Source organism: Paraburkholderia polaris (assembly GCF_012927345.1).
Taxonomy (GTDB): domain Bacteria; phylum Pseudomonadota; class Gammaproteobacteria; order Burkholderiales; family Burkholderiaceae; genus Paraburkholderia; species Paraburkholderia polaris.
In genome coordinates, this window is the sequence record NZ_JABBGJ010000085.1 from 1 (window position 1) to 18,435 (window position 18,435).

At 56.6% G+C, this 18,435-nt stretch carries 15 protein-coding genes and 6 pseudogenes; 14 read left to right on the plus strand and 7 right to left on the minus strand.

Annotation, left to right across the window (positions count from 1 at the left end; all coding sequences use genetic code 11):
* The 12 genes and pseudogenes from HHL24_RS41775 to HHL24_RS41830 all read left to right on the plus strand — a co-directional run.
* A pseudogene (locus HHL24_RS41775) lies at nucleotides 1–232 on the plus strand (IS6 family transposase); the annotation flags it as partial.
* Nucleotides 233–301: 69 nt separating this feature from the next.
* A pseudogene (locus tag HHL24_RS41780) lies at nucleotides 302–1,255 on the plus strand (IS630 family transposase); the annotation flags it as partial.
* Nucleotides 1,256–1,268: 13 nt separating this feature from the next.
* Entirely contained in the window at nucleotides 1,269–1,568 is a 300-nt protein-coding gene (locus HHL24_RS41785; protein ID WP_169491107.1) for a hypothetical protein, read from the plus strand.
* A gap of 603 nt (nucleotides 1,569–2,171) precedes the next feature.
* Nucleotides 2,172–3,644 (plus strand): dihydrolipoyl dehydrogenase family protein, encoded by a 1,473-nt coding sequence (locus tag HHL24_RS41790; protein ID WP_169491108.1) that lies wholly within the window; start codon nucleotides 2,172–2,174, stop codon nucleotides 3,642–3,644.
* A gap of 46 nt (nucleotides 3,645–3,690) precedes the next feature.
* Nucleotides 3,691–4,302, plus strand: coding sequence for a protoglobin domain-containing protein (locus HHL24_RS41795; protein ID WP_169491109.1), 612 nt, complete (start codon nucleotides 3,691–3,693; stop codon nucleotides 4,300–4,302).
* Nucleotides 4,303–4,566: 264 nt separating this feature from the next.
* Complete coding sequence (locus tag HHL24_RS41800) at nucleotides 4,567–5,982, plus strand: ISKra4 family transposase (RefSeq protein WP_169491110.1); 1,416 nt, start codon at nucleotides 4,567–4,569, stop codon at nucleotides 5,980–5,982.
* A 380-nt stretch (nucleotides 5,983–6,362) separates the two neighbouring features.
* The gene (locus HHL24_RS41805; RefSeq protein WP_230417806.1) at nucleotides 6,363–7,142 is read left to right on the plus strand and encodes a hypothetical protein; all 780 of its coding nucleotides are present in this window, start codon (nucleotides 6,363–6,365) and stop codon (nucleotides 7,140–7,142) included.
* A gap of 159 nt (nucleotides 7,143–7,301) precedes the next feature.
* Nucleotides 7,302–7,461 (plus strand): annotated as a pseudogene (locus HHL24_RS41810) (IS6 family transposase); the annotation flags it as partial.
* A gap of 134 nt (nucleotides 7,462–7,595) precedes the next feature.
* Nucleotides 7,596–8,624 carry an IS110 family RNA-guided transposase gene (locus HHL24_RS41815; RefSeq protein ID WP_169491111.1) on the plus strand — a complete coding sequence of 343 codons (1,029 nt, stop codon included), beginning with the start codon at nucleotides 7,596–7,598 and terminating at the stop codon, nucleotides 8,622–8,624.
* A 271-nt stretch (nucleotides 8,625–8,895) separates the two neighbouring features.
* Nucleotides 8,896–8,973: pseudogene (locus tag HHL24_RS41820) on the plus strand (IS6 family transposase); the annotation flags it as partial.
* Between the two features lie 533 nt (nucleotides 8,974–9,506).
* Nucleotides 9,507–10,739, plus strand: a complete 1,233-nt coding sequence (gene ltrA, locus HHL24_RS41825) for a group II intron reverse transcriptase/maturase (protein ID WP_206003260.1) — start codon at nucleotides 9,507–9,509, stop codon at nucleotides 10,737–10,739.
* Nucleotides 10,735–11,307 (plus strand): annotated as a pseudogene (locus tag HHL24_RS41830) (DDE-type integrase/transposase/recombinase); the annotation flags it as partial. The gene ltrA and the pseudogene HHL24_RS41830, both read left to right, overlap by 5 nt.
* 69 nt (nucleotides 11,308–11,376) lie before the next feature.
* Here HHL24_RS41830 and HHL24_RS41835 read toward each other — a convergent pair.
* Nucleotides 11,377–13,017 (minus strand): GMC family oxidoreductase, encoded by a 1,641-nt coding sequence (locus HHL24_RS41835; protein ID WP_206003261.1) that lies wholly within the window; start codon nucleotides 13,015–13,017, stop codon nucleotides 11,377–11,379.
* A 140-nt stretch (nucleotides 13,018–13,157) separates the two neighbouring features.
* The gene (locus tag HHL24_RS41840; RefSeq protein WP_206003262.1) at nucleotides 13,158–13,901 is read right to left on the minus strand and encodes a haloacid dehalogenase type II; all 744 of its coding nucleotides are present in this window, start codon (nucleotides 13,899–13,901) and stop codon (nucleotides 13,158–13,160) included.
* A gap of 119 nt (nucleotides 13,902–14,020) precedes the next feature.
* Here HHL24_RS41840 and HHL24_RS41845 point away from each other — a divergent pair, with 119 nt between their 5' ends.
* Complete coding sequence (locus HHL24_RS41845) at nucleotides 14,021–14,950, plus strand: LysR family transcriptional regulator (protein WP_169491113.1); 930 nt, start codon at nucleotides 14,021–14,023, stop codon at nucleotides 14,948–14,950.
* A gap of 12 nt (nucleotides 14,951–14,962) precedes the next feature.
* Here HHL24_RS41845 and HHL24_RS41850 read toward each other — a convergent pair whose 3' ends face one another.
* From HHL24_RS41850 to HHL24_RS41870, 5 genes and pseudogenes are all read right to left on the minus strand, one after another.
* Complete coding sequence (locus HHL24_RS41850) at nucleotides 14,963–15,586, minus strand: cupin domain-containing protein (RefSeq protein WP_169491114.1); 624 nt, start codon at nucleotides 15,584–15,586, stop codon at nucleotides 14,963–14,965.
* Complete coding sequence (locus HHL24_RS41855) at nucleotides 15,583–15,837, minus strand: hypothetical protein (RefSeq protein ID WP_169491115.1); 255 nt, start codon at nucleotides 15,835–15,837, stop codon at nucleotides 15,583–15,585. Before HHL24_RS41855 ends, HHL24_RS41850 begins: the two co-directional genes overlap by 4 nt.
* A 198-nt stretch (nucleotides 15,838–16,035) precedes the next feature.
* Nucleotides 16,036–16,335, minus strand: a complete 300-nt coding sequence (locus HHL24_RS41860) for a hypothetical protein (protein WP_169491116.1) — start codon at nucleotides 16,333–16,335, stop codon at nucleotides 16,036–16,038.
* 323 nt (nucleotides 16,336–16,658) lie between these two features.
* Nucleotides 16,659–16,838, minus strand: a pseudogene (locus HHL24_RS41865) (IS6 family transposase); the annotation flags it as partial.
* A 114-nt stretch (nucleotides 16,839–16,952) separates the two neighbouring features.
* Nucleotides 16,953–17,882 (minus strand): group II intron reverse transcriptase, encoded by a 930-nt coding sequence (locus HHL24_RS41870; RefSeq protein ID WP_206003263.1) that lies wholly within the window; start codon nucleotides 17,880–17,882, stop codon nucleotides 16,953–16,955.
* On the opposite strand from HHL24_RS41870, the gene HHL24_RS41875 reads away from it, so the two are divergent.
* The coding region (locus tag HHL24_RS41875) for a group II intron maturase-specific domain-containing protein (RefSeq protein WP_268966786.1) at nucleotides 17,881–18,435 on the plus strand (555 nt) is incomplete at its 3' end. The genes HHL24_RS41870 and HHL24_RS41875 overlap by 2 nt on opposite strands.

Genomic DNA, 18,435 nt, shown 5'->3' on the forward strand with positions numbered 1-18,435 from the left:
ACGTGTGAACAACCGTGCCGAGAACAGCCACCAGCCGACCCGCAGGCGCGAACGCCAGATGTGCGGCTTTCGCGATGCGCGTCGCACGCAGGCATTCCTCTCATGCTTCGGCCCAATCCGGCAGCACTTCGCGTTGCCCAGACATCAAATGAACGCGGCATGTCATCGTGCCGTACTCAAAGAACGCTTCGCCACATGGCATGGTTGGACTGTTACTGCCGCAGTCAAGTAAGCTATCTGATAAGGATAACTACGCTTTAGCTACGCAGGTAGTCTACGCCCGCCAAGTTGACAGAGCCCTCACGAGGGCTACACGAGCGCGGCGATCTCACAGGAACTGGGCGTGTCCGTGCAGACAGTCAGCCAGTGGCGCCAGCGCATTGCGCGGCAAGGCGCGCAGGGGATTCGGGAGGCAGAGCGCAGTGGATGTCCGCCGCGCATCACGCAGGAGACGCGGCTGCAACTGATCGCACTGGCGTGTGAAGTGCAGGAAGCGCAAGGTCGGGCCACGCCGACGCTCGATGAGATTGTGACGCGTGCAGTCGAGCGAGGGATCGTCGAACAGATCAGTCGCAGCCATGTGCAGCGCATCCTGCAAGCTGGCGACGTTCGCCCGCATCGGGTGCAACAGTGGCTGCATAGTCCGGATCCGGCCTTTCGCGAGAAGGTCAACGTGATCTGCAAGCTGTTCCGCAAGGCGCCGAAGAATGCGGTGGTATTGAGTATTGACGAGAAGACCGGCATCCAGGCCATCGAGCGCAAGCATCCAGGGCGCCCCCCGGCAGCCGGACGGTTGCGCCGCCGGGAATTTGAATATATCCGTCACGGTACCCAGTCGCTGATTGCCGCGCTGGATGTTCATACCGGACGGGTACTGGGCCACTGCCGCGACCGGCGTACCCAGGAGGACCTGGTGACTTTCATGGACAGTGTGGCAGCCGCGTATCCGGGCAAGCAGGTGCATGTGATCTGGGATAATCTCAACACGCATCGCGCCCAGGCCGTGTGGCAGGCATTCAATGCGCGGCACGATGGACGGTTTCATTTCCATTTCACCCCTTTACACGCGAGCTGGGTGAACCAGATCGAACTGTGGTTTGGGCTCTATACGCGCCGTGTGCTGCGTCACGCCAGCCACGAGAGCACTGCGCATCTTCGCGAGCGTACAGAGCAGTTCATCCGCGAGCGCAACCAGACGGCACGTCCCTTCAGATGGACTTTCCGCGGCTACCCGTTGCAAACTGGTGCATCCTGAACCCGGAGCGGTCATGCCTGCCTTACCCGCGAAACATCATGCAAGCGAACTGCAGCGTCAACTGCGCGAATTGTTGGGCCACGACCAGGTGGTCACGCAGGCTTACGGGCGCCATCTGCTGATCAAACGCCTGGACAATCAGGAGTCGACCGTTGTGGCACGCCTGAGTGAACTCGGCCGCAATCTTTATGGTGCGGCCTTTCGTAGCCATAGCGGGCGATGGGAACCTCTGCCTGGCTCAGGTTCGCTCGCCGAAATGGCACAACTCGTTGTCACGCTCCTGCAGCCTTATTTGCAGCCAGACAATTATTAAAGCTATTTGAGGGATGTTGTACTAGGCCGGGTTGGCCGTTGACCCGTCGGATAACCCAGGAAAGGGAAAAGCCGCTGCGCCCTGGAGCGACAATCACTGCCCGCGATAACCCAGAGGATCGTCAGCGGCACGGGAATGACATAATGAGAGGGTCGAAGGCAGGGCGAATAGGCCCTTCCCGTTCCACTAACAATTCGTTAAGCTAAACCGCTCGACTGACGGTACCGCAATCATTGGTTGCGCGTCGATCCATCCCTACGGGCTCTGTCTCATCAACACGGACGCTTTCCACGTCGTATCGCCATCTGAAACAGCAGCTAGAGGAAAGTCCTTGAGTCATACGAGCCTAATGCCCCGTCAATTACGGAGAAAGGTCGTTGGACATCGGCCACTCTAAACGTCTAACCATTTCTTCTGAAGAAAATCTATATTTCCCGGTTCTGGTGCAAATTCACCAACACGTAGTCCCTTCCGATTGCCGCATACGAGAGTGTCGCACACAACATCAATCATCAATTTGTATTTGACAGGATTTGGAACATACTTCTGTCATCCGCGACCGACGGTGCCAATGAAATCTCAGTAACGAGAAAAGGAGCTTACATGGACCAAAAGGAAGGGTTCGAACCGTTCAAGTCTCTCGATAATTTGTCTAAAGAAGACGGTTCTTCGGAAGATTTTGACTTGGTGATTCTTGGGAGCGGTGAAGGTTCAAAATATGTCGCGTGGACCCTTGCCAGAGACGGGCAGCGCGTGGCCGTTATCGAGCGCGAATACATCGGCGGCTCGTGCCCGAATATAGCTTGCTTACCAAGTAAGAATATTATTCACAGCGCGAAGGTCGTCTCCTATTTGACTAGAAGCGAGGAATTTGGAATCAGAAAAGAAAACGTCAAAACCGATATGACTGTCATCCGAGATAGAAAACGGAAGATGGTCGACGGGTTGGTCCAGATTCATGTCGAAAATTTCCGTCGCAGCGGGACAGAATTGATTATGGGAACTGGGCGCTTTGTCGGTCCCAAGACCCTGGAGGTACACGGCCACGACGGTTCGGTTCGTCGCATTAGAGGAACAGACGTAATCATCGGAACAGGGACTCACGCGACCCTGGATCCCATTCCAGGTCTCCTCGAAGCAACGCCCCTTACTCACATCGAAGCGCTTGAACTGGATGTGGTTCCTGGTCATTTGCTTGTTATGGGGGGCGGTTATATCGGATTGGAGCTTGCGCAGGCGATGCGAAGGTTCGGTAGTCGAGTCACTATCATCGAGCGAAACGAGCGGCTGGTGCATCGAGAGGATCTGGATGTTTCCGAGGGGGTAACGGAGCTCTTTATTGAGGAAGGTATAAGCCTGGTTCTGAACGCAACCGTCACGAGCGTGGCCGGGAAATCAGGTGAGCTCGTGCAGCTGGTCGTGGAGCACGAAGGTGTCAGCAAGGCATTCGAGGGGACACATCTCCTGGTGGCGACTGGCCGCACCCCCAATACCGCCGGGATTGGGCTGGACCTTGCGGGAGTTGAGGTTACCGAACGTGGTTACATCAAGGTGAATGAACGTCTCGAGACGACCGCGCCCGGTGTTTGGGCTATTGGTGAATGTGCCGGAAGTCCTCAGTTCACGCACATCGCTTTCGATGATTTCCGCGTTATCCGGGATAACCTTGCGGGCGGCAATCATGTGACAACTGACAGGCAGGTGCCGTTTTGCATGTTTACCGATCCGGAGGTTGCCCGTATTGGACTTAGTGAGAGGGAAGCCGAAGCGAAAAACATCCCCTATCGCCTTGTAAAAATTCCGATGGCGTCGGTGCTGCGCACGCGAACACTTTCGGAAACGCGGGGCTTCATGAAAGCGCTCATCGATGTTGAGAGCGATCGTATTCTCGGCTTCACCGCATTTGGGACCTCAGCCGGCGAGGTTATGGCCTCTGTCCAGATCGCGATGATTGGAGGCCTGCCATATACGGTGCTGCGCGATGCCGTCTTGACGCACCCGACTTTGATCGAAGGGCTGATCATCCTCTTTTCAACTACGCCGACTCCGCAAAATGCGGTTTCGACGAGCGCTTAATTCGGCTTTTCGATTGCGGCTATTTTGCATTCAAGGAGATGACAGCATGAACCAAGCGGGTGAAGGTATCCCTGGCTACACCTACGGAACTTCTGAAGTGGCCACGTCAGCCGTGTCACCGGAAGAGTTGGATATGCTAAAAATCAGCGCGGGCTTCACTCAAGAAGACGAGCGATATCTCCAATTAGCTGGAACGGTACTGCAGGGGCAAACGGCAAAAATAGTGCAACACTGGCGTAGCGGGATTATTGCAGGCATCCCGAACCTTGCTCGACACTCTCGCTCGCCAGAAGGGGATGCCATTCCCCAGTATCTGGCAAACAGCAACCTTCGCTTCGAGCAATGGATTCTTGACACTTGCTTTAGACCCTATGATCAAGACTGGGTCAACTACCAACAAGAGATAGCTTTGCGACATACGAGCGTGAAAAAGAATCAGACGGATGGTGTTCGGTCGACTCCGTACGTGCCACTTCGCGACATCATTGCTTTTATGGCGGTTATCAACGAAACGATCAAAACGTACCTCGCGGCGAACGGTCACACTCAGGATGAGATAGATAAGATGCACTGGGCATGGTGCAAATCAATGCAACTTCAATTGGCACTTTGGGCCGCACCTTATGCCGATGGGACACATGCGCCAAAGGAATGGTGATATTAGTTTCGGAAAGAGTTGGTATGCTCTGCGTGCTGATCACGTAATTTGGTAAGGCGAAGGCCCCATGTGTTGATAAGGTCATCGTGTGAGACTCCGAGGAACGCCAGTTGAACGGCGGCGCCGGCCGCCGGAAACACTCCGCGCACGTATCGATGAGTGTCGTTTACAGCTGTTGGCGTTCACAATTGATGGGAGTGGACGAAATCTGGGGGAGGCAACTCTGGTCTAAACTGCAGCAGTTGACCTACCGGGGAGACAGCCATGGAATTGCACTGGAAAATCCTTCTGCAACGACAGGGAACGGACCAGCCGATCCCGATTTGTTTGGTTAAGCGCCCAGTGAATGGCGCTACTCCAGCGGATTTCGGGTTGTCCCTCGCCGAAGCTCGTCAACTACTGGCTACGTTGCAACAACTCGTGACGCAAGACCAGATTAATGCCTACGATAAGCTTCGTCGGAACTGTCGAGAATGCGGCCGATATCGGCGCATCAAAGATTGGCGTCCGCGCACGTTTTCGACGGCGCTTGGCAGAGTACAAGTTAAAGTGCCGCGAGTCGTATCCTGCTTGTGTACGCCTGAGCCGTACGATGATAACGGCAACTCTATCAGCCTGCGGTCTTCAGAGTGTTCCATTGAACCTCTCCTGCCGACGCGGCGCACCCCGGAGTTAGCATACCTTTGCGCGAAACACGGCGCCTCCGTTTCATACCGCGAGGCCGCACGTTCCGTCGCCGATCTGGCGGGACTGCCCAAGCTATCACACACTACAGTCCGCAAGGATACAGTTCAGTGCGGAGAGTACGTCGAGAACGAACAGTTCCGGATTGGATGGCTTGCTGGCGGACGAAAACGCAACCACGCCAGCCACCTGCGGATCGCGATCGATGGAACGGTGTTGAGCGCCAACCAGTTCCAGGAAGTTCGAAAGTTTGAAGTCATCGCCGGCAGGGTCGAGCGCGATGGCCAGATGGCCCGAAGATTTGTGTCCGCCTTGCAGCGTCCGAGCTTGACCCGCGTTCTTGTGGCCGGCGCGCTCGATCAATGCGGTTGGGTTCCAACGACCTTGATCGACGTGATCTCGGATGGTGCTCGAGGAATGCGCTCGCTGGTGACTTCGATAGCTCCTCGCGTATCGCCCAGGATTCTTGACTGGTTTCACATCAGCATGAAGATGCAAGCCATTCGATCTTCCATTCGCGCGTACAACTATTTCTCGAGGCGACCTGAAATCATGCTGCGATCAGAGCGCCTTCTCGTCAGGGTGCGCGACGCACTTTGGCGTGGTCGGGCCGAGACGGCAATCGAGATGCTCCGCACACTGGCCACCTCCTTGGCAATCGCTGCAGAAGAACTGACTTTCTTCTATCAGCTCGCTTCAGGTACAGCATATCGCGCAACCGTCCGTCTGCTCACATTCCTCGAGCACAACAGAAAGGATCTTGTCGACTATCAGCGCGCCAGAATGGAAGGACGCCGGGTGTCGTCGGCGTCAGCAGAGTCCGTCATGAATCACTTGATCAATCGTCGTCTCTCAAAGCGGCAACAAATGCGTTGGTCCATGAAGGGAGCTCATTATCTGCTACAGACTCGCGTCGAGCTGCTTGATGGAAGATTGGAACGTTGCTTTCTTAAGCGATATCCGCATTTCAAATCGCCCGAGGTCGTTCGACGTTGAACCAACACTCCCCCACTTTTCGTCCACTCCCGGCAATTGTGAACACCAACAGCATCGTTTCACTGAGACCACCCAAGATCCGTCCGCTTTCTGAGCAAGCCGTGTGTCCTCTCCGCTATTGTGTCGCGAACAATTTAACGTGACAGCGCCGTTAAAGCGGTTTTGGCAAACTCACTTTAACCTCGTCGCCCGGCAGGGCGGCGGCAGGAGGTCCGCTAGCTGATTTTCAATCGACGAGCGAACGCCAGATCAAGTCCATTAATAGAAAAGAAAGCGAAACGACAACAATCCGTCGGGTAGCACTCCTTTCGTGAGGTAACACGGCGGACCGGATAGTTGGCGCCGCCCACGCTGCCGGCTTTGAGCAGAAGTTGAGACGAATGCGCAAGAATTTGAGCCGCCGGAGTGTTCGCGTCCGCATGCGTTCTCGCTATTCTGTGACGCACTGGCTGTCGCAATTTTCGGTAACGCGCACATGCCGCATCGACTCAATCTTTCCGGTGTATTCATCCCATATGCGAACGACTCAAACCCTCATTGGCGCTGTTTTCCTGCTGTCAGGCTTCGCGCATGCGCAGGATCGCGCGGCGGTCACATTGTCATTCGAGACACATGCCGCCTACTTTTCCAGGGAAGTAGCGTCACCGACAGTTCTCGATCCACAGGTTTTCGTGCTCGATAAAAGCGCGCAAGTGGAGCGCCATTGGCAGGATATCGAACATGTTGCCGGTGTGCGCAATGCACACGCAGATGATCCGGCCGGAGGCGAAATTTACAACGCGACGGGATCGCCCCTCGGCATGACGTTGGGACAATGGTTGCACGCTGGCGGTAGCGTGACATTGGCGCCGCGCGCGGACGGCCGGGAAGACGTGACGGTAGTCCTGCACGGCCTTAAACAAGGGGGGCGGTTCAGCCTGTTCGAGACTCACTTTGATCGGAAGCCGTTTGGATTTACACCGGTCGACGGCGCGGGAACCGGAAACTCCTTTGTGGCTGATGCTGCAGGATCGGCAAGTGTCGCGATGACCGCGCCGGCACAAATGACCCATGCCAATGCCGTGCTCATCGTGTACCACTCTGATAACCTGACGCATGGTAGCGAGCGAGGTTCCATGGGCGAGACAGCGCATCATCAATTGATCGCCCGGTTGCCTTGAGGCGGCTACCGTCGACACCGGTGTGTGCAAATCGTCCAGGCCGCATGTAAGGATGCAGCCTCGTCACGCGTCGTGACTCCGATCTTTGCTCCAAAGACCTATTGTGACGCCCGGGTATGGCACTGTCACGTTAGTGAGACGGTCGAGTAAGATCGCGTGATGAAGAATGCAAAATCTCTTTACCACGATCATCGCTTTCCGGCGGCAATCATCAGTTGCGCGGTGCGCTGCCTTCCGGTTTCAGCTCAGCCTGCGTGATATTGAAAAGCTGCTGTTCGAGCGCGGGGTTATCGTCAGCTACGAAACGGTCCGACGCTGGTGCGAATGGAATGAACGGCCCCCGCCACCGGTGAGCATATGCAGGATATAGGCCCTTGCTGGCGGGCCAACGACATCGAGTTGCCAAGGCTGGAAGATCATAAGGATTTTCTCGGGCAAACCGGAGGGGCCATCATGAAGCATACGATCGTAGGTGTGGATATCGCGAAGAACGTGATGCAGATTCACTGGGTCGACGCGGACAGCGGCGAGATCGTGAACAAACCCATCAAGAGAGCGGCATTTCTCGAGTATTTTTCCAATCGCGCTCCCTGCCTGATCGGTATGGAGTCCTGTGGAGGATCCCAGCATTGGGCTAGGCGGTTGATCGAAATGGGTCATCAGGTGAAGCTGATGCCAGCGAAGTTCGTCAAGGCGTTCGTTACTGGAAACAAGAACGATGCCGCGGACGCAAGGGCGATCTGGATGGCCACACAGATGCCCAGCAAGGAAGTGGCTGTGAAGACGGAAGCGCAGCAGGCCGTTCTGGCGTTGCACCGGATGCGGCAACAGCTGGTGAAGTTTCGCACGATGCAGATCAACAGCCTGCGCGGCCTGCTGACCGAATACGGTGAAGTAATGGGCACAGGTCGTGCCGCGCTGGACCGGGCTATCGCAGGGGTGCTGGAGAGGTTATCCGGACGTCTGCCGGCGATACTGATTGATACGCTTCGCGAACAGTGGAATGGCCTGGAGGCACTGGACCAGCAGATTGCCCAGATCGAGCGCCGTTTGCACGCATGGATGAAACAGGATGAGGCAAGCAAGGCTATAGCAGCAATACCAGGCGTAGGTCTTCTGTCTGCGACAGCTGCGGCAGCGACGATAGGACATGCGAAGTCGTTCAGGTCTGGCCGCGAGTTCGCAGCGTGGCTCGGTCTGGTACCCGGGCAAACCGGTTCCGGCGGCAAGGTGCAACTGTTGGGAATAAGCAAACGCGGTGATAGATATTTGAGGACGCTGCTCATTCATGGTGCCCGCAGCGTGATATTCCACGCGAAAGACGCCGGCGCATGGCTCGACCAGTTGAAAAAACGCCGACCTATAAACGTGGTAGTCGTGGCACTCGCTAACAAGATGGCCCGAACGATCTGGGCGATACTGGCACATCAAAGACCGTATCAGAAAGGGTACGAGAGCGTGCGACCAGCCCCCGCTAGATAATGTTCTACGCCAGACAGCATCACTGTATAGAAAGTAACGTCAAGGTTGCGTTGGCATTCGAGTGTGATGACGAACCAGGTCGGACCGGGACTCACGAAGCCTGAGAACTTATCAGAGACTAATGATCTCGCGGTGCGAATGAGGCATGAGTCAGCGGATTTCATAGGGGCCCGCAGCGAAGCTGGCTGCAACACAGGCCGAATGTAGAGCTGCAACCCACCCTGTTCATCAAAACACACGAACATCTGGCGCAAAGGGGGCCGTTCATGTAGATAAGTTCGGTGCGTGCTTCGCACGCCGTGTGAAAGCGGCGCGTCGCAAGCCCGGCACCACATGGCACCTTGACGAAGGTGTGTCACGAACACAAGCGAAAGCTTGTGGTGCTGTACTGAAGATGGGAGTTGGCCTCCCGGAGTCGGCTTGCAGGAGCAGGCTCCAAACCGCCCGGTGCTGCTGCGTTCAAAAGGCGTGGTGGTGAGCGACCGCGGAAAAGTCATCCATCAGGGTGGCAGGTACGTGTTGAGAAGATGAGCGAAAGCAAACCGTTCGATGACGCGTCGTTAAGGTGTTAAAGCGCTGTCAAAACTGGAGTCGCTTCGTCACTCCAGGATCAGTCAGGACGAGACCTGCTTACGGACCTGATGGCAGTCGGCGTAAAGGCGGCATGAGCTCAACACAGGCTTCGGTACGGAACGTGAGAACCTTGTTGCGGATGCAAAGGGAAATGACAAATGGCAGACACCAGGAGGAAGAATACCGATGCCGCAACGAGGGGCGGAGCTGCCCGTAGTAGTGCTGAAGCCCTTGTAATGAGGGTGGAGCGAAGGGGCGGCGTTATCCTGTTGATGAAGGTCACCAACCTGCATGGTGGGGATGAGTGACATGACCTCAACGAAACCGTATTGCATTGCGAAGCGCACGGTGTGGGAAGCGTATCAGCTGGTGAGGGCCAACCGGGGTGCTGCAGGCGTGGACGATGAAACGATCGCCATGTTTGAGCAGAACCTGTCGGGCAATCTGTACAAGTTGTGGAACCGGATGTCGTCGGGCTCGTATTTCCCACCACCGGTGAAGCAGGTTGAGATACCGAAAGCCAAGGGTGGTACCAGAAAGCTGGGCGTGCCTACCGTGTCAGATCGAGTGGCCCAAACGGTTGTCAAGCTCATGATCGAGCCGATATTCCATAAAGATTCCTATGGGTACAGGCCTGGGAGGTCGGCGAAACAGGCGGTTGCGGTAACGCGTGAGCGCTGCTGGAAATACGACTGGGTTGTTGAGTTTGACATCAAGGCGGCATTCGATCAGATTGACCATGGCCTCCTGCTCAAGGCGGTGCGTAGGCACATCAAGGCGGACTGGATCCTGCTGTATATCGAGCGGTGGCTGACTGCGCCGTTTGAGACTGCGGACGGAGCGAGATTGCCGCGGGTGCGCGGTACACCCCAGGGCGGAGTGGTTAGCCCGATGCTGATGAATCTGTTCATGCACTATGCGCTTGACGCATGGATGCAGCGACAATTCCCGCAATGTCCCTTTGCGCGTTATGCCGATGATGCGGTGGTCCACTGCCGCAGTGAGGCGCAGGCGCAGGAGGTCATGCATGCCATTGCCTCGCGGCTGGCGGAATGCGGGTTGGAGATGCATCCCGAAAAGTCAGGCATCGTGTATTGCAGGGACCGAAGCCGTACTCAAGCCTACCCGAATGTGACCTTCACATTTCTGGGTTTCCTGTTTCGTCCGCGAAGGGTGATGACTAGGTCTGGGCAGCTCTCAACGAGCTTTCTGCCCGGCGTGAGTCGTGATGCCCTGAAACGGATGAGACAGACAGTGCGGGGATGGCGGCTACCTCGTCAGACGTTCAGGTCACTGGTCGAACTGGCCGATCAATGCAATCCCACGATACGTGGTTGGTGGAACTATTACGGGGCTTTCTATCGGACGGCCATGCAGGGGCTCGGTCTGTATCTAGACCGCAAGCTCGCACGCTGGGCCCGGTGCAAGTACAAAACGCTACGACGGCATAAACGGCGTAGCGACGAGTGGTTGCACAAGATGAGGAAGGCGTACCCGCGACAGTTTGTGCACTGGCAGTTTCTGGGGGTAAAGGTTGGATAACGGGAGCCGTGTAAATCGAGAGGTTTACGCACGGTTCTGCGAGAGGCTCGGGGTGAAATCCCCCGGGCCTACTTACCTATTTGTGACGTTGCGTGACGAGCCTTACCTGTTGTGGCGCGCCGTCGATCAACACGACGCTGAACTCGATATCCTGCTACAGAAGCGCCGCGACAAGGTTGCAGCGAAGCGACTTTTCATGCGCGTGCTCGCCTCGTGTGCTGAGGCACCGCGCAAGATTGTGACCGACCAGCTGCGCAGCTATCCGGCGGCGAAAGCCGAAATTCCCGCACTGACTCACGTCAAGCACGTCTTCGTCAAAGCCAGTGCGCGGATCAATAACCAGGCTGAAAACAGTCATCAGCCGACGCGCGAACGCGAGCGACGCATGCGTGGCTTCCGCGATCCTGAACGCACGCAGGTTTTTTTATCGAGCTTCGGTCTGATCCGGCAGCACTTCGCGCTCAAGCGACACCTGCTACGCGCCTCACTCTATCGCAAACAGCTCGCCGCACGCTTTGCTGCGTGGCATCGTTTCACTGAGACCACCCAAGATCCGTCCGCTTTCTGAGCAAGCCGTGTGTCCTCTCCGCTATTGTGTCGCGAACAATTTAACGTGACAGCGCCCTTTCATTATGTGTCAATTGTCCTGCACAAACTGCGCAGCCCGCTCGCCAATCACCACGCATGGCGCCATGGTGTTGCCGCTCGTCACTCGCGGAAGAATGGACGCGTCCGCGATTCGCAGGCCCTCTACGCCGTACACCTTCAGCTTGCCATCCACCACCGACCTCGCATCGCGCCCCATCCTGGCGGTGCCGCTCTGATGCCAGAACGTCGTTAGTCCTTTACGAATGTACTTGGAGAGGCCCGCAGGATCGAACGAATACGGCGCAACCTGACGGCCGCTCAAACCCGCCAACGCCGGCGCACTGCCCATCTCGCGCGCGAACTGTAGCCCCCTGATCAGGTCAGCCAGATCCTGAGGCTCACCCAGATAATTGGCTTCAATCCGCACGGGGTCGGCGCAAGCGGCGCCGGTGAGATGGATGCTGCCGCGGCTTTGCGGCCGCATTCCGATCACTTGCGTCCAACAGTTAGGTGGTGGATCGGCTCGCAAAGCATTTTCTGGCGTGAGATAGGCGCCGGAAATGGCGTAAGTATAAAAGTTCGGGCTGTCCAGTTCAGGGCGACTTTTCCAGAAACACGCGGTCTGACTCCGCGGAGCACTTCCCAGCACGTTGTTCTCACTGGCCCACACTGCGGCGATGGAGACGTGATCATGCAGATTGCGTCCCACGCCCTCGAGGATCTGCAACGCTGGGATACCGGCCTGCTTCAACTCGTCTTCAGGACCGATTCCAGATTGCATCAATAGCTTGGGGGTGTGGATCGCACCCAATGAAAGAACGACTTCGCGTGTCGCTTCGGCAGTCGCTACGCTGCCGTGATAGTTGAACTCGACCGTCGCCGCACGACGGCCGTCGAACAGGACACGGGAGACGTGCGCTCCGGTCAGCACGGTCAGGTTCGGTTGCGCCATCAGCGGATAGACATAGGAGCGGAAGATCGACTGGCGCTTGCCGTCGCAAACCGTTTCATCGACCGGGGCGCACCCACCAGGCGCTTCCATCATGCGGCCATTCGCGTTGGGAAAACGCGCAAGCCCCGCCGATTCGGCAGCCGCCATCAGGCGGTCTGAAAAGGGAAAGAGCCCCTGCGCCGGCTGCACGTGCACGGTGCCGTGCTCACCTCGATAGTCGGGGTCTGGAGCGCCCGCCCACTTCTCGATACGGCTACGATAAAGCTCGAGGACAGCGCGATAACTCCACGCCTCATCGGCGGCCTCTGCGGCATAAAAGTCCCAGTCGGCCTGATGTCCCCGCGACCAGGTCGACACATTGATGCTGGACCCGCCGCCGAGTACCTTTCCCATTGAATACGCGAGTGCACGTCCGTTCAGCCGGGGATTGCCTTGGGCCACGAAGCCCCAGTCCATATCGCCGCCCAATGTCATCGGCCAACGGTTCGGATCCTGCACGAGTTCACTCTCGTCATGGCCGCCCGCCTCGATAAGTAGAACGCGCAGGTTGGGGTCTGCTGCGAGCCTTGCTGCCACCACACACCCCGAAGTGCCCGCCCCGCACACGATGAAGTCAAAAGGCAAGCTGATTCGAGTGGCAAGCTCGCGCTGATTGTGCCGGACCTGCCCGGCGAATGCTTTATCTGTAACCATGACCGTTTCGTTTCCCGACGTTGGGCATGCTTCATGCAATTTCAACGACAAACATCAAACCCGCAGCCACTTCGAGTGGACGCGCGGCGGATGAAAAAAGGCTACTTGCCACCTCGCACGGTCTCCTGCGCCTCGCGGCGGCGATGTCCCGCAGCAACAAGGCGGTCGCGCTGTGCGTCACGTATCTAGCGCCCGACAAAAGTCGGAAGAGCCTCGAAATCCGGCGCGATGCGGTCTGGCAGCACGCCAAGCTTCTCGGTCGGCACATTCAGACGATTCATCCAAATCGTCGGATAGCCAAAGGTCTTCGCGCCGGCCGCGTCCCATCCGCCAAAAGCGACGAAGGCAATTTCCTCGCGATGCAGGCCAAAGGCGTCGATCCCCATCGCGTAAGACCGCGGGTCGGGCTTGTACGCCTTCACGAGATCCGTTGACAGCAAATGGTCAAACACGCCACCAAGATCTGAATTTCTGATTCCGGCTTCCAGCATGGGCACGGTAAAGTCAGTTAGCGGTGCAAGGCCCAAGCCCTGCTTCTTCAGGGCTTTGAGGACCGGCACGACATCAGGCCATGCTTTCATGTTCATGAAGCCCGCTAGCAACTGTTGACGCTGCTCGCTCGTGATCGTTATTTTTTCAGCCTCCGCGGCGAACGCCAATGCTTCGTCGGTGACCTGCAAAAAGTCAACGTAACTACCGATCAGCGTGCGTATCCACGTATAGTCGAACTGGCGTGCGCGCCACGTTGCTACCAGCGCAGCGCCCTTGCCTGGAAAAAATTGTTCTGTTAGCGCAAAAATGGGGCGTGGATCAAACAGTGCGAGGCCGTCAAAGGCGATCGCCTTGATATCCCTTGTGGCGGCCCCGGCCGGTATTGCGACGAATGCTGCGCTTGCCACCGCGGCAGTCAAAAATGTGCGTCGGTCCATGATATGTTCTCCGAAAGTCATGGGGTGGATAGTCTGAACCTTATACTTTTCCGGGCTTTGTTGCGACGCATGCCAACGGGTGCGTGGAAATCATTTAACTCGCTGATTCATGGGTACTCATGGCTGACATTCGAACACTCACTTTCGACCAACTGGCCGTCTTTGTCGCAGTGGTTGAATCCGGATCGCTCACTCGTGCCGCCGAACGTCTTGGCGTCGGAAAAACGGCTGTTTCCACAGCAATTCAACGTCTCGAAACAGAAGTCGGTGCCGCACTTCTGGTCAGAACGACGCGAAAGTTGAGCGTGACCGAAGCTGGGCAAAACTTCTTCAAGACTTGCCAAATACTTATCAGTATCGCTGAGGAGGCGGTTTTTTCAGCAAGCCATGCAGGTGACGACCTGAGTGGCACACTTCGCGTCGCTTCGTCAGTCGAATACAGTGCGGTCTTTCTCGCGCCTGTCCTAGCGAAACTTCACCGCCTGCACCCCAATCTGAAGATTGATCTGATTTCGGGCGACCGGTTCGTCAATCTGATTGAAGATGGTATCGACGTCGCGATCCGCCTCGGCAGGCTGACCGACTCCACCCTTCGGGCAAACAAAATCTGCGATTACGCAAAATGGCTAGTGGCAAGCCCGGATATTGTCACCGCTCACACATTGCGGGACGACTTGAGCATATTGTCTGGCCTTCCCTTTGTTGCACTGTCGGTACTCGCGCAGCCCTTCCAGTGCCAACTCGCGAACGACAGCGGCGAACGACGCACGATCGACTTCACGAATGGCTTTTCCGCCAATACCGTGTACGCTTGCCGGGCCGCTGCGGTGGCCGGTGCCGGCATTGCTCTGCTACCCGATTTTTCGGTTGCCGACGACATCGCGGCAGGGCGGCTCGTGCGCGTATTTCAGCACTGGTCCACGATGCCCGACCCCATTCACGCGTTGCTGCCGCCCGGCAAGTTTACGGCTCCGAAGAGCCGGATTCTCATCGAGATATTGAAGAAGCATGTGAACTCGGTCGGGAACGACAAAACTCTGCATGTCTAGCCATTACTACGATTATCTGGTGTGATCAGCCGCATCCAGATGACCGTTGCGCAACAGAATTACCGTTGGGATTTCAGTGAACGGTTCATGGCGGGAACCTGGGTGCAGCCGCAGCCATGTTCCCGCCGGATATCGCTCATCGCCGCCGCGGAGCTCGCCGCTCAAAACGAAGATCTCTTCGCCGTACGGATGATCGTGCTGACGGGTTCGCGCACCCGGTTCCCATTCGACCAGCGTCAGCCTGTGCCCCGACTCGGATAGGGGTGCGACGCGCATCCCCGCAGCACGAGCCTTGTGCCAGACGCGATCGGCGGCTGATTGTGTGACCTCAAGGCAATGTTCGGACAACGGTTCACGGTAGACGAATACGCTGGCGCCCTCTTCGTTCGCCTGAAACGCTTTCGCCTTGCATCGGCTCGCGAATGCTCCGCGATGCATTGGCTCCGTCCCGTCAATTCCAATGCTACCGCAGATGACGTAGAGGTCGTGCCTCGCCTCGCGACCCAAAGCGAACGTTTCCGTCGGTCCTAACACGACGACACCAGCCCACCGCGCATCGTCCGCCAAAGATAAATTGACGACGTTTTCCCCGGTACGTTCCGCATCCGCGATGTTGAAGTTTCCGCGCTCAATCATTTCGACACCTCATCAAACGTACAGAAGAGCGCCTGGAAACGAACCAGCATAAACGCCTCAATTCTGCGCTGCAAAAGACGACTAGTGGTGTAAGCATGCGCCGCGCTGTCCTGCTTGAGAAGCCATAAAAGTGTGGAATGACAATCCGCGAAAAGCGGACAATCGGGATTGGCCGCCTGGGATGGGCGGCTTGATTGGCCACTGCTTCCGTTCCGAGTGCTCAGATTTTTGATCGGAGCGGTCATTGTCATAACCGTTCTCCTAATCGTCCTACAAAAGATCGCGAACTTTGCGATCCACTGGATCGAGCAACCCGCTGTTCTTCTCTCGATCAAAATCCCGACTGTTATCGTAGCGACCGTCGTTGTTGGAAGTGCATTGTTCTGCTTCCGACTGAGATTTCGTTTACTTTACGGACTCACCGAGACGGCATTTGGGGCGCTGGCAGCTTACCGATTAGCCTTGTCGGCAGGTGACGTCGTGCCGCTGCGAGATCCGGCATTCCAGGTGGGCATTATCCCTCCCTCGCCAGCAACCATCGGTCCAGTGCCGGATCCGCCCCACTGCCTTGCTGCCCTTGCCATGCCAGCCACTTCGCGTGGGTGATTTCGGCCTCCCACCGAATCCTGGTCCATCGAATCGATCATCTTGCTGCCGAACACGGAATGCTGCGCCGCCTGGAACTTCATTACGATGTGGAACCAGTCCAGGACCCGGCCGCGAAATAACTTCAAGTATTGATTGTCCATCCGGGAAGGATTCTGTATCCGCCCTCGCCGTCTTTCCGAGTATCAAGGCCTGCCTTATGCTGGCTTCAACCTGAACGAAATCCCACCCGTGAAGCACACCCTGATGTCCACCTCAAAGCCGAGCCAACCCATTCGCCTGTGCCGCACCGAACTTTCGGGACGCTGCCATCGCCTCCTGAGCCGGCGCGAATACCTATCGTGCGGCCGCGCATGAGCCCGGAGAAATAGCCCATGTCGACACGTTCACACTCGCTTGCCTGGAATCTGGTTGTGTCGCGTTAAGGGCGATGAGACGATTAGGAACCTGAGATGAAGAGGATTGCTTATATAACGAGAGAATAGAATTGTTCGGCTGCAGTCGGGGCGGCGCCGTCGTCATACATCTGCCCCTTGCGGATCATGTGCGCGATCTCTATGCCAGACAGGATGATGCGAGCACAGCGGAAATCCTTGAATCCCATCATCGGTTTGATGATGCGTTTGATGGCACGGTGATCCTGGTCGGGTAGCAGCAGCGCATTGCTGCGCTGCTGCCCCCTAAGAACCGTACGTGCGCCTTTAGGCGCATACGGCTCAAGCCTCTGCAAAGGCATCTGTCGACACCCGGTAGTACAACTTCATTTTCCGGCGTACTGTGGATTTCTACGGCAATTGAGATGGTTAACCTGGAGGTTGCTTGCTGCATCCGTGCCGCCGGCAGTTTGCTTCACAATATGCGTAACATCCCAGCGGGCGTTCATAGTGATGGGCTGCTGACAGTTGGAACACATGCCATCTTGCCTTACCCAGACACGGTACAGCTTACGGCGACCGCGCGTCGAGTTCAGCATCTTCTGGCCCCATCGGGATTCGAAGTATGGTGCCCATTGCGGATCGTGCGGATTTGCGCCCGCTCGGATCTTGATGTGCCGTTTTATTGGCGTGTCCGATTCCTTCAGCAAGGTAACCTCTCTTGTCGTGCCATCCTCTTTTTTTTCTGTGGCGGCAAATACCCAGTCCCGCAGACCTTTGGCCCTGAAGTATTTGCTTTTTATCCATCGGGCGCCTTTTTTAGGGTGCCTTCTGGCCGCCCATCGCCATAGCATTGACCAGACCTCGTGATCAACCCGATCGAAGGCTTTCTTGGCGACGACATGGCTATGGTAATTCGCCCATCCTCGTAAAACAGGATTGAGCAGCTTTACCAGGTTCACCTGTTTAGCCGTCTTGTTGGCCTTGATGATTTCACGAATTTTGTCAAGATGTGCCTTGACGTTCGCTTTCGACGGCTTCATCAGTAGCTTGCCGTTGTACTTGCGAATGTTCCATCCGAGGAAATCAAACCCATCCTTGATGTGCGTTATCCTGGTTTTTTCTGGTGATAGGACCAGCCCGCGTTCCGCCAGGAATTCAGCTACTGCCGGCCTGACTTCATGTTCCAGCCACTCCTTCGAGTGGCCGGTAATAATGAAGTCGTCCGCGTAACGCACCATGTTCATTTTCAGTCCTCTCTGCTTCGCTCGCAGGAATTTTTCCGCGAGCATAGCTTCGAGGCCATCAAGCGTCATGTTGGCTGCCACCGGGGAAATCTCGCCCGTCATCGCAAACATGACGTTGGACGGACTCGAAGCAGCAGTAGATGCCAGCGTGGGGCCGACGCAACGCGCACGCAGAAGGTTCAAAGTCAACGTCAACAGGTATGCGGACGACTTCGTTGTGACCGGAGTCTCGAAAGAAATTCTGGAGCAGAACGTACTCCCTGCAGTCAGGCAATTCCTGGCCGTTCGGGGGCTGGAACTCTCGGAAGAGAAAACCAGGGTCGCTCACATCGCCGATGGGTTCGATTTCCTCGGGCAGAATGTACGCAAGTACGGCGGCAAACTGCTCATCAAACCGGCTAACAAGAGTGTGAAGGCGCTCATGGAGAAGGTCAGGGAGATCGTGAGGCAGCACAGGAGCGCCACACAGACGAATCTGATTCTGCAACTCAACCCTGTGATTCGGGGTTGGGCCATGTATCACCGTCATGTGGTTTCCAAGTCTCATTTTACGTCGGTAGACGCTCACATCTGGCAGCTCTTATGGAAATGGGCTATGCGTCGGCATCCCACGAAAGGCACG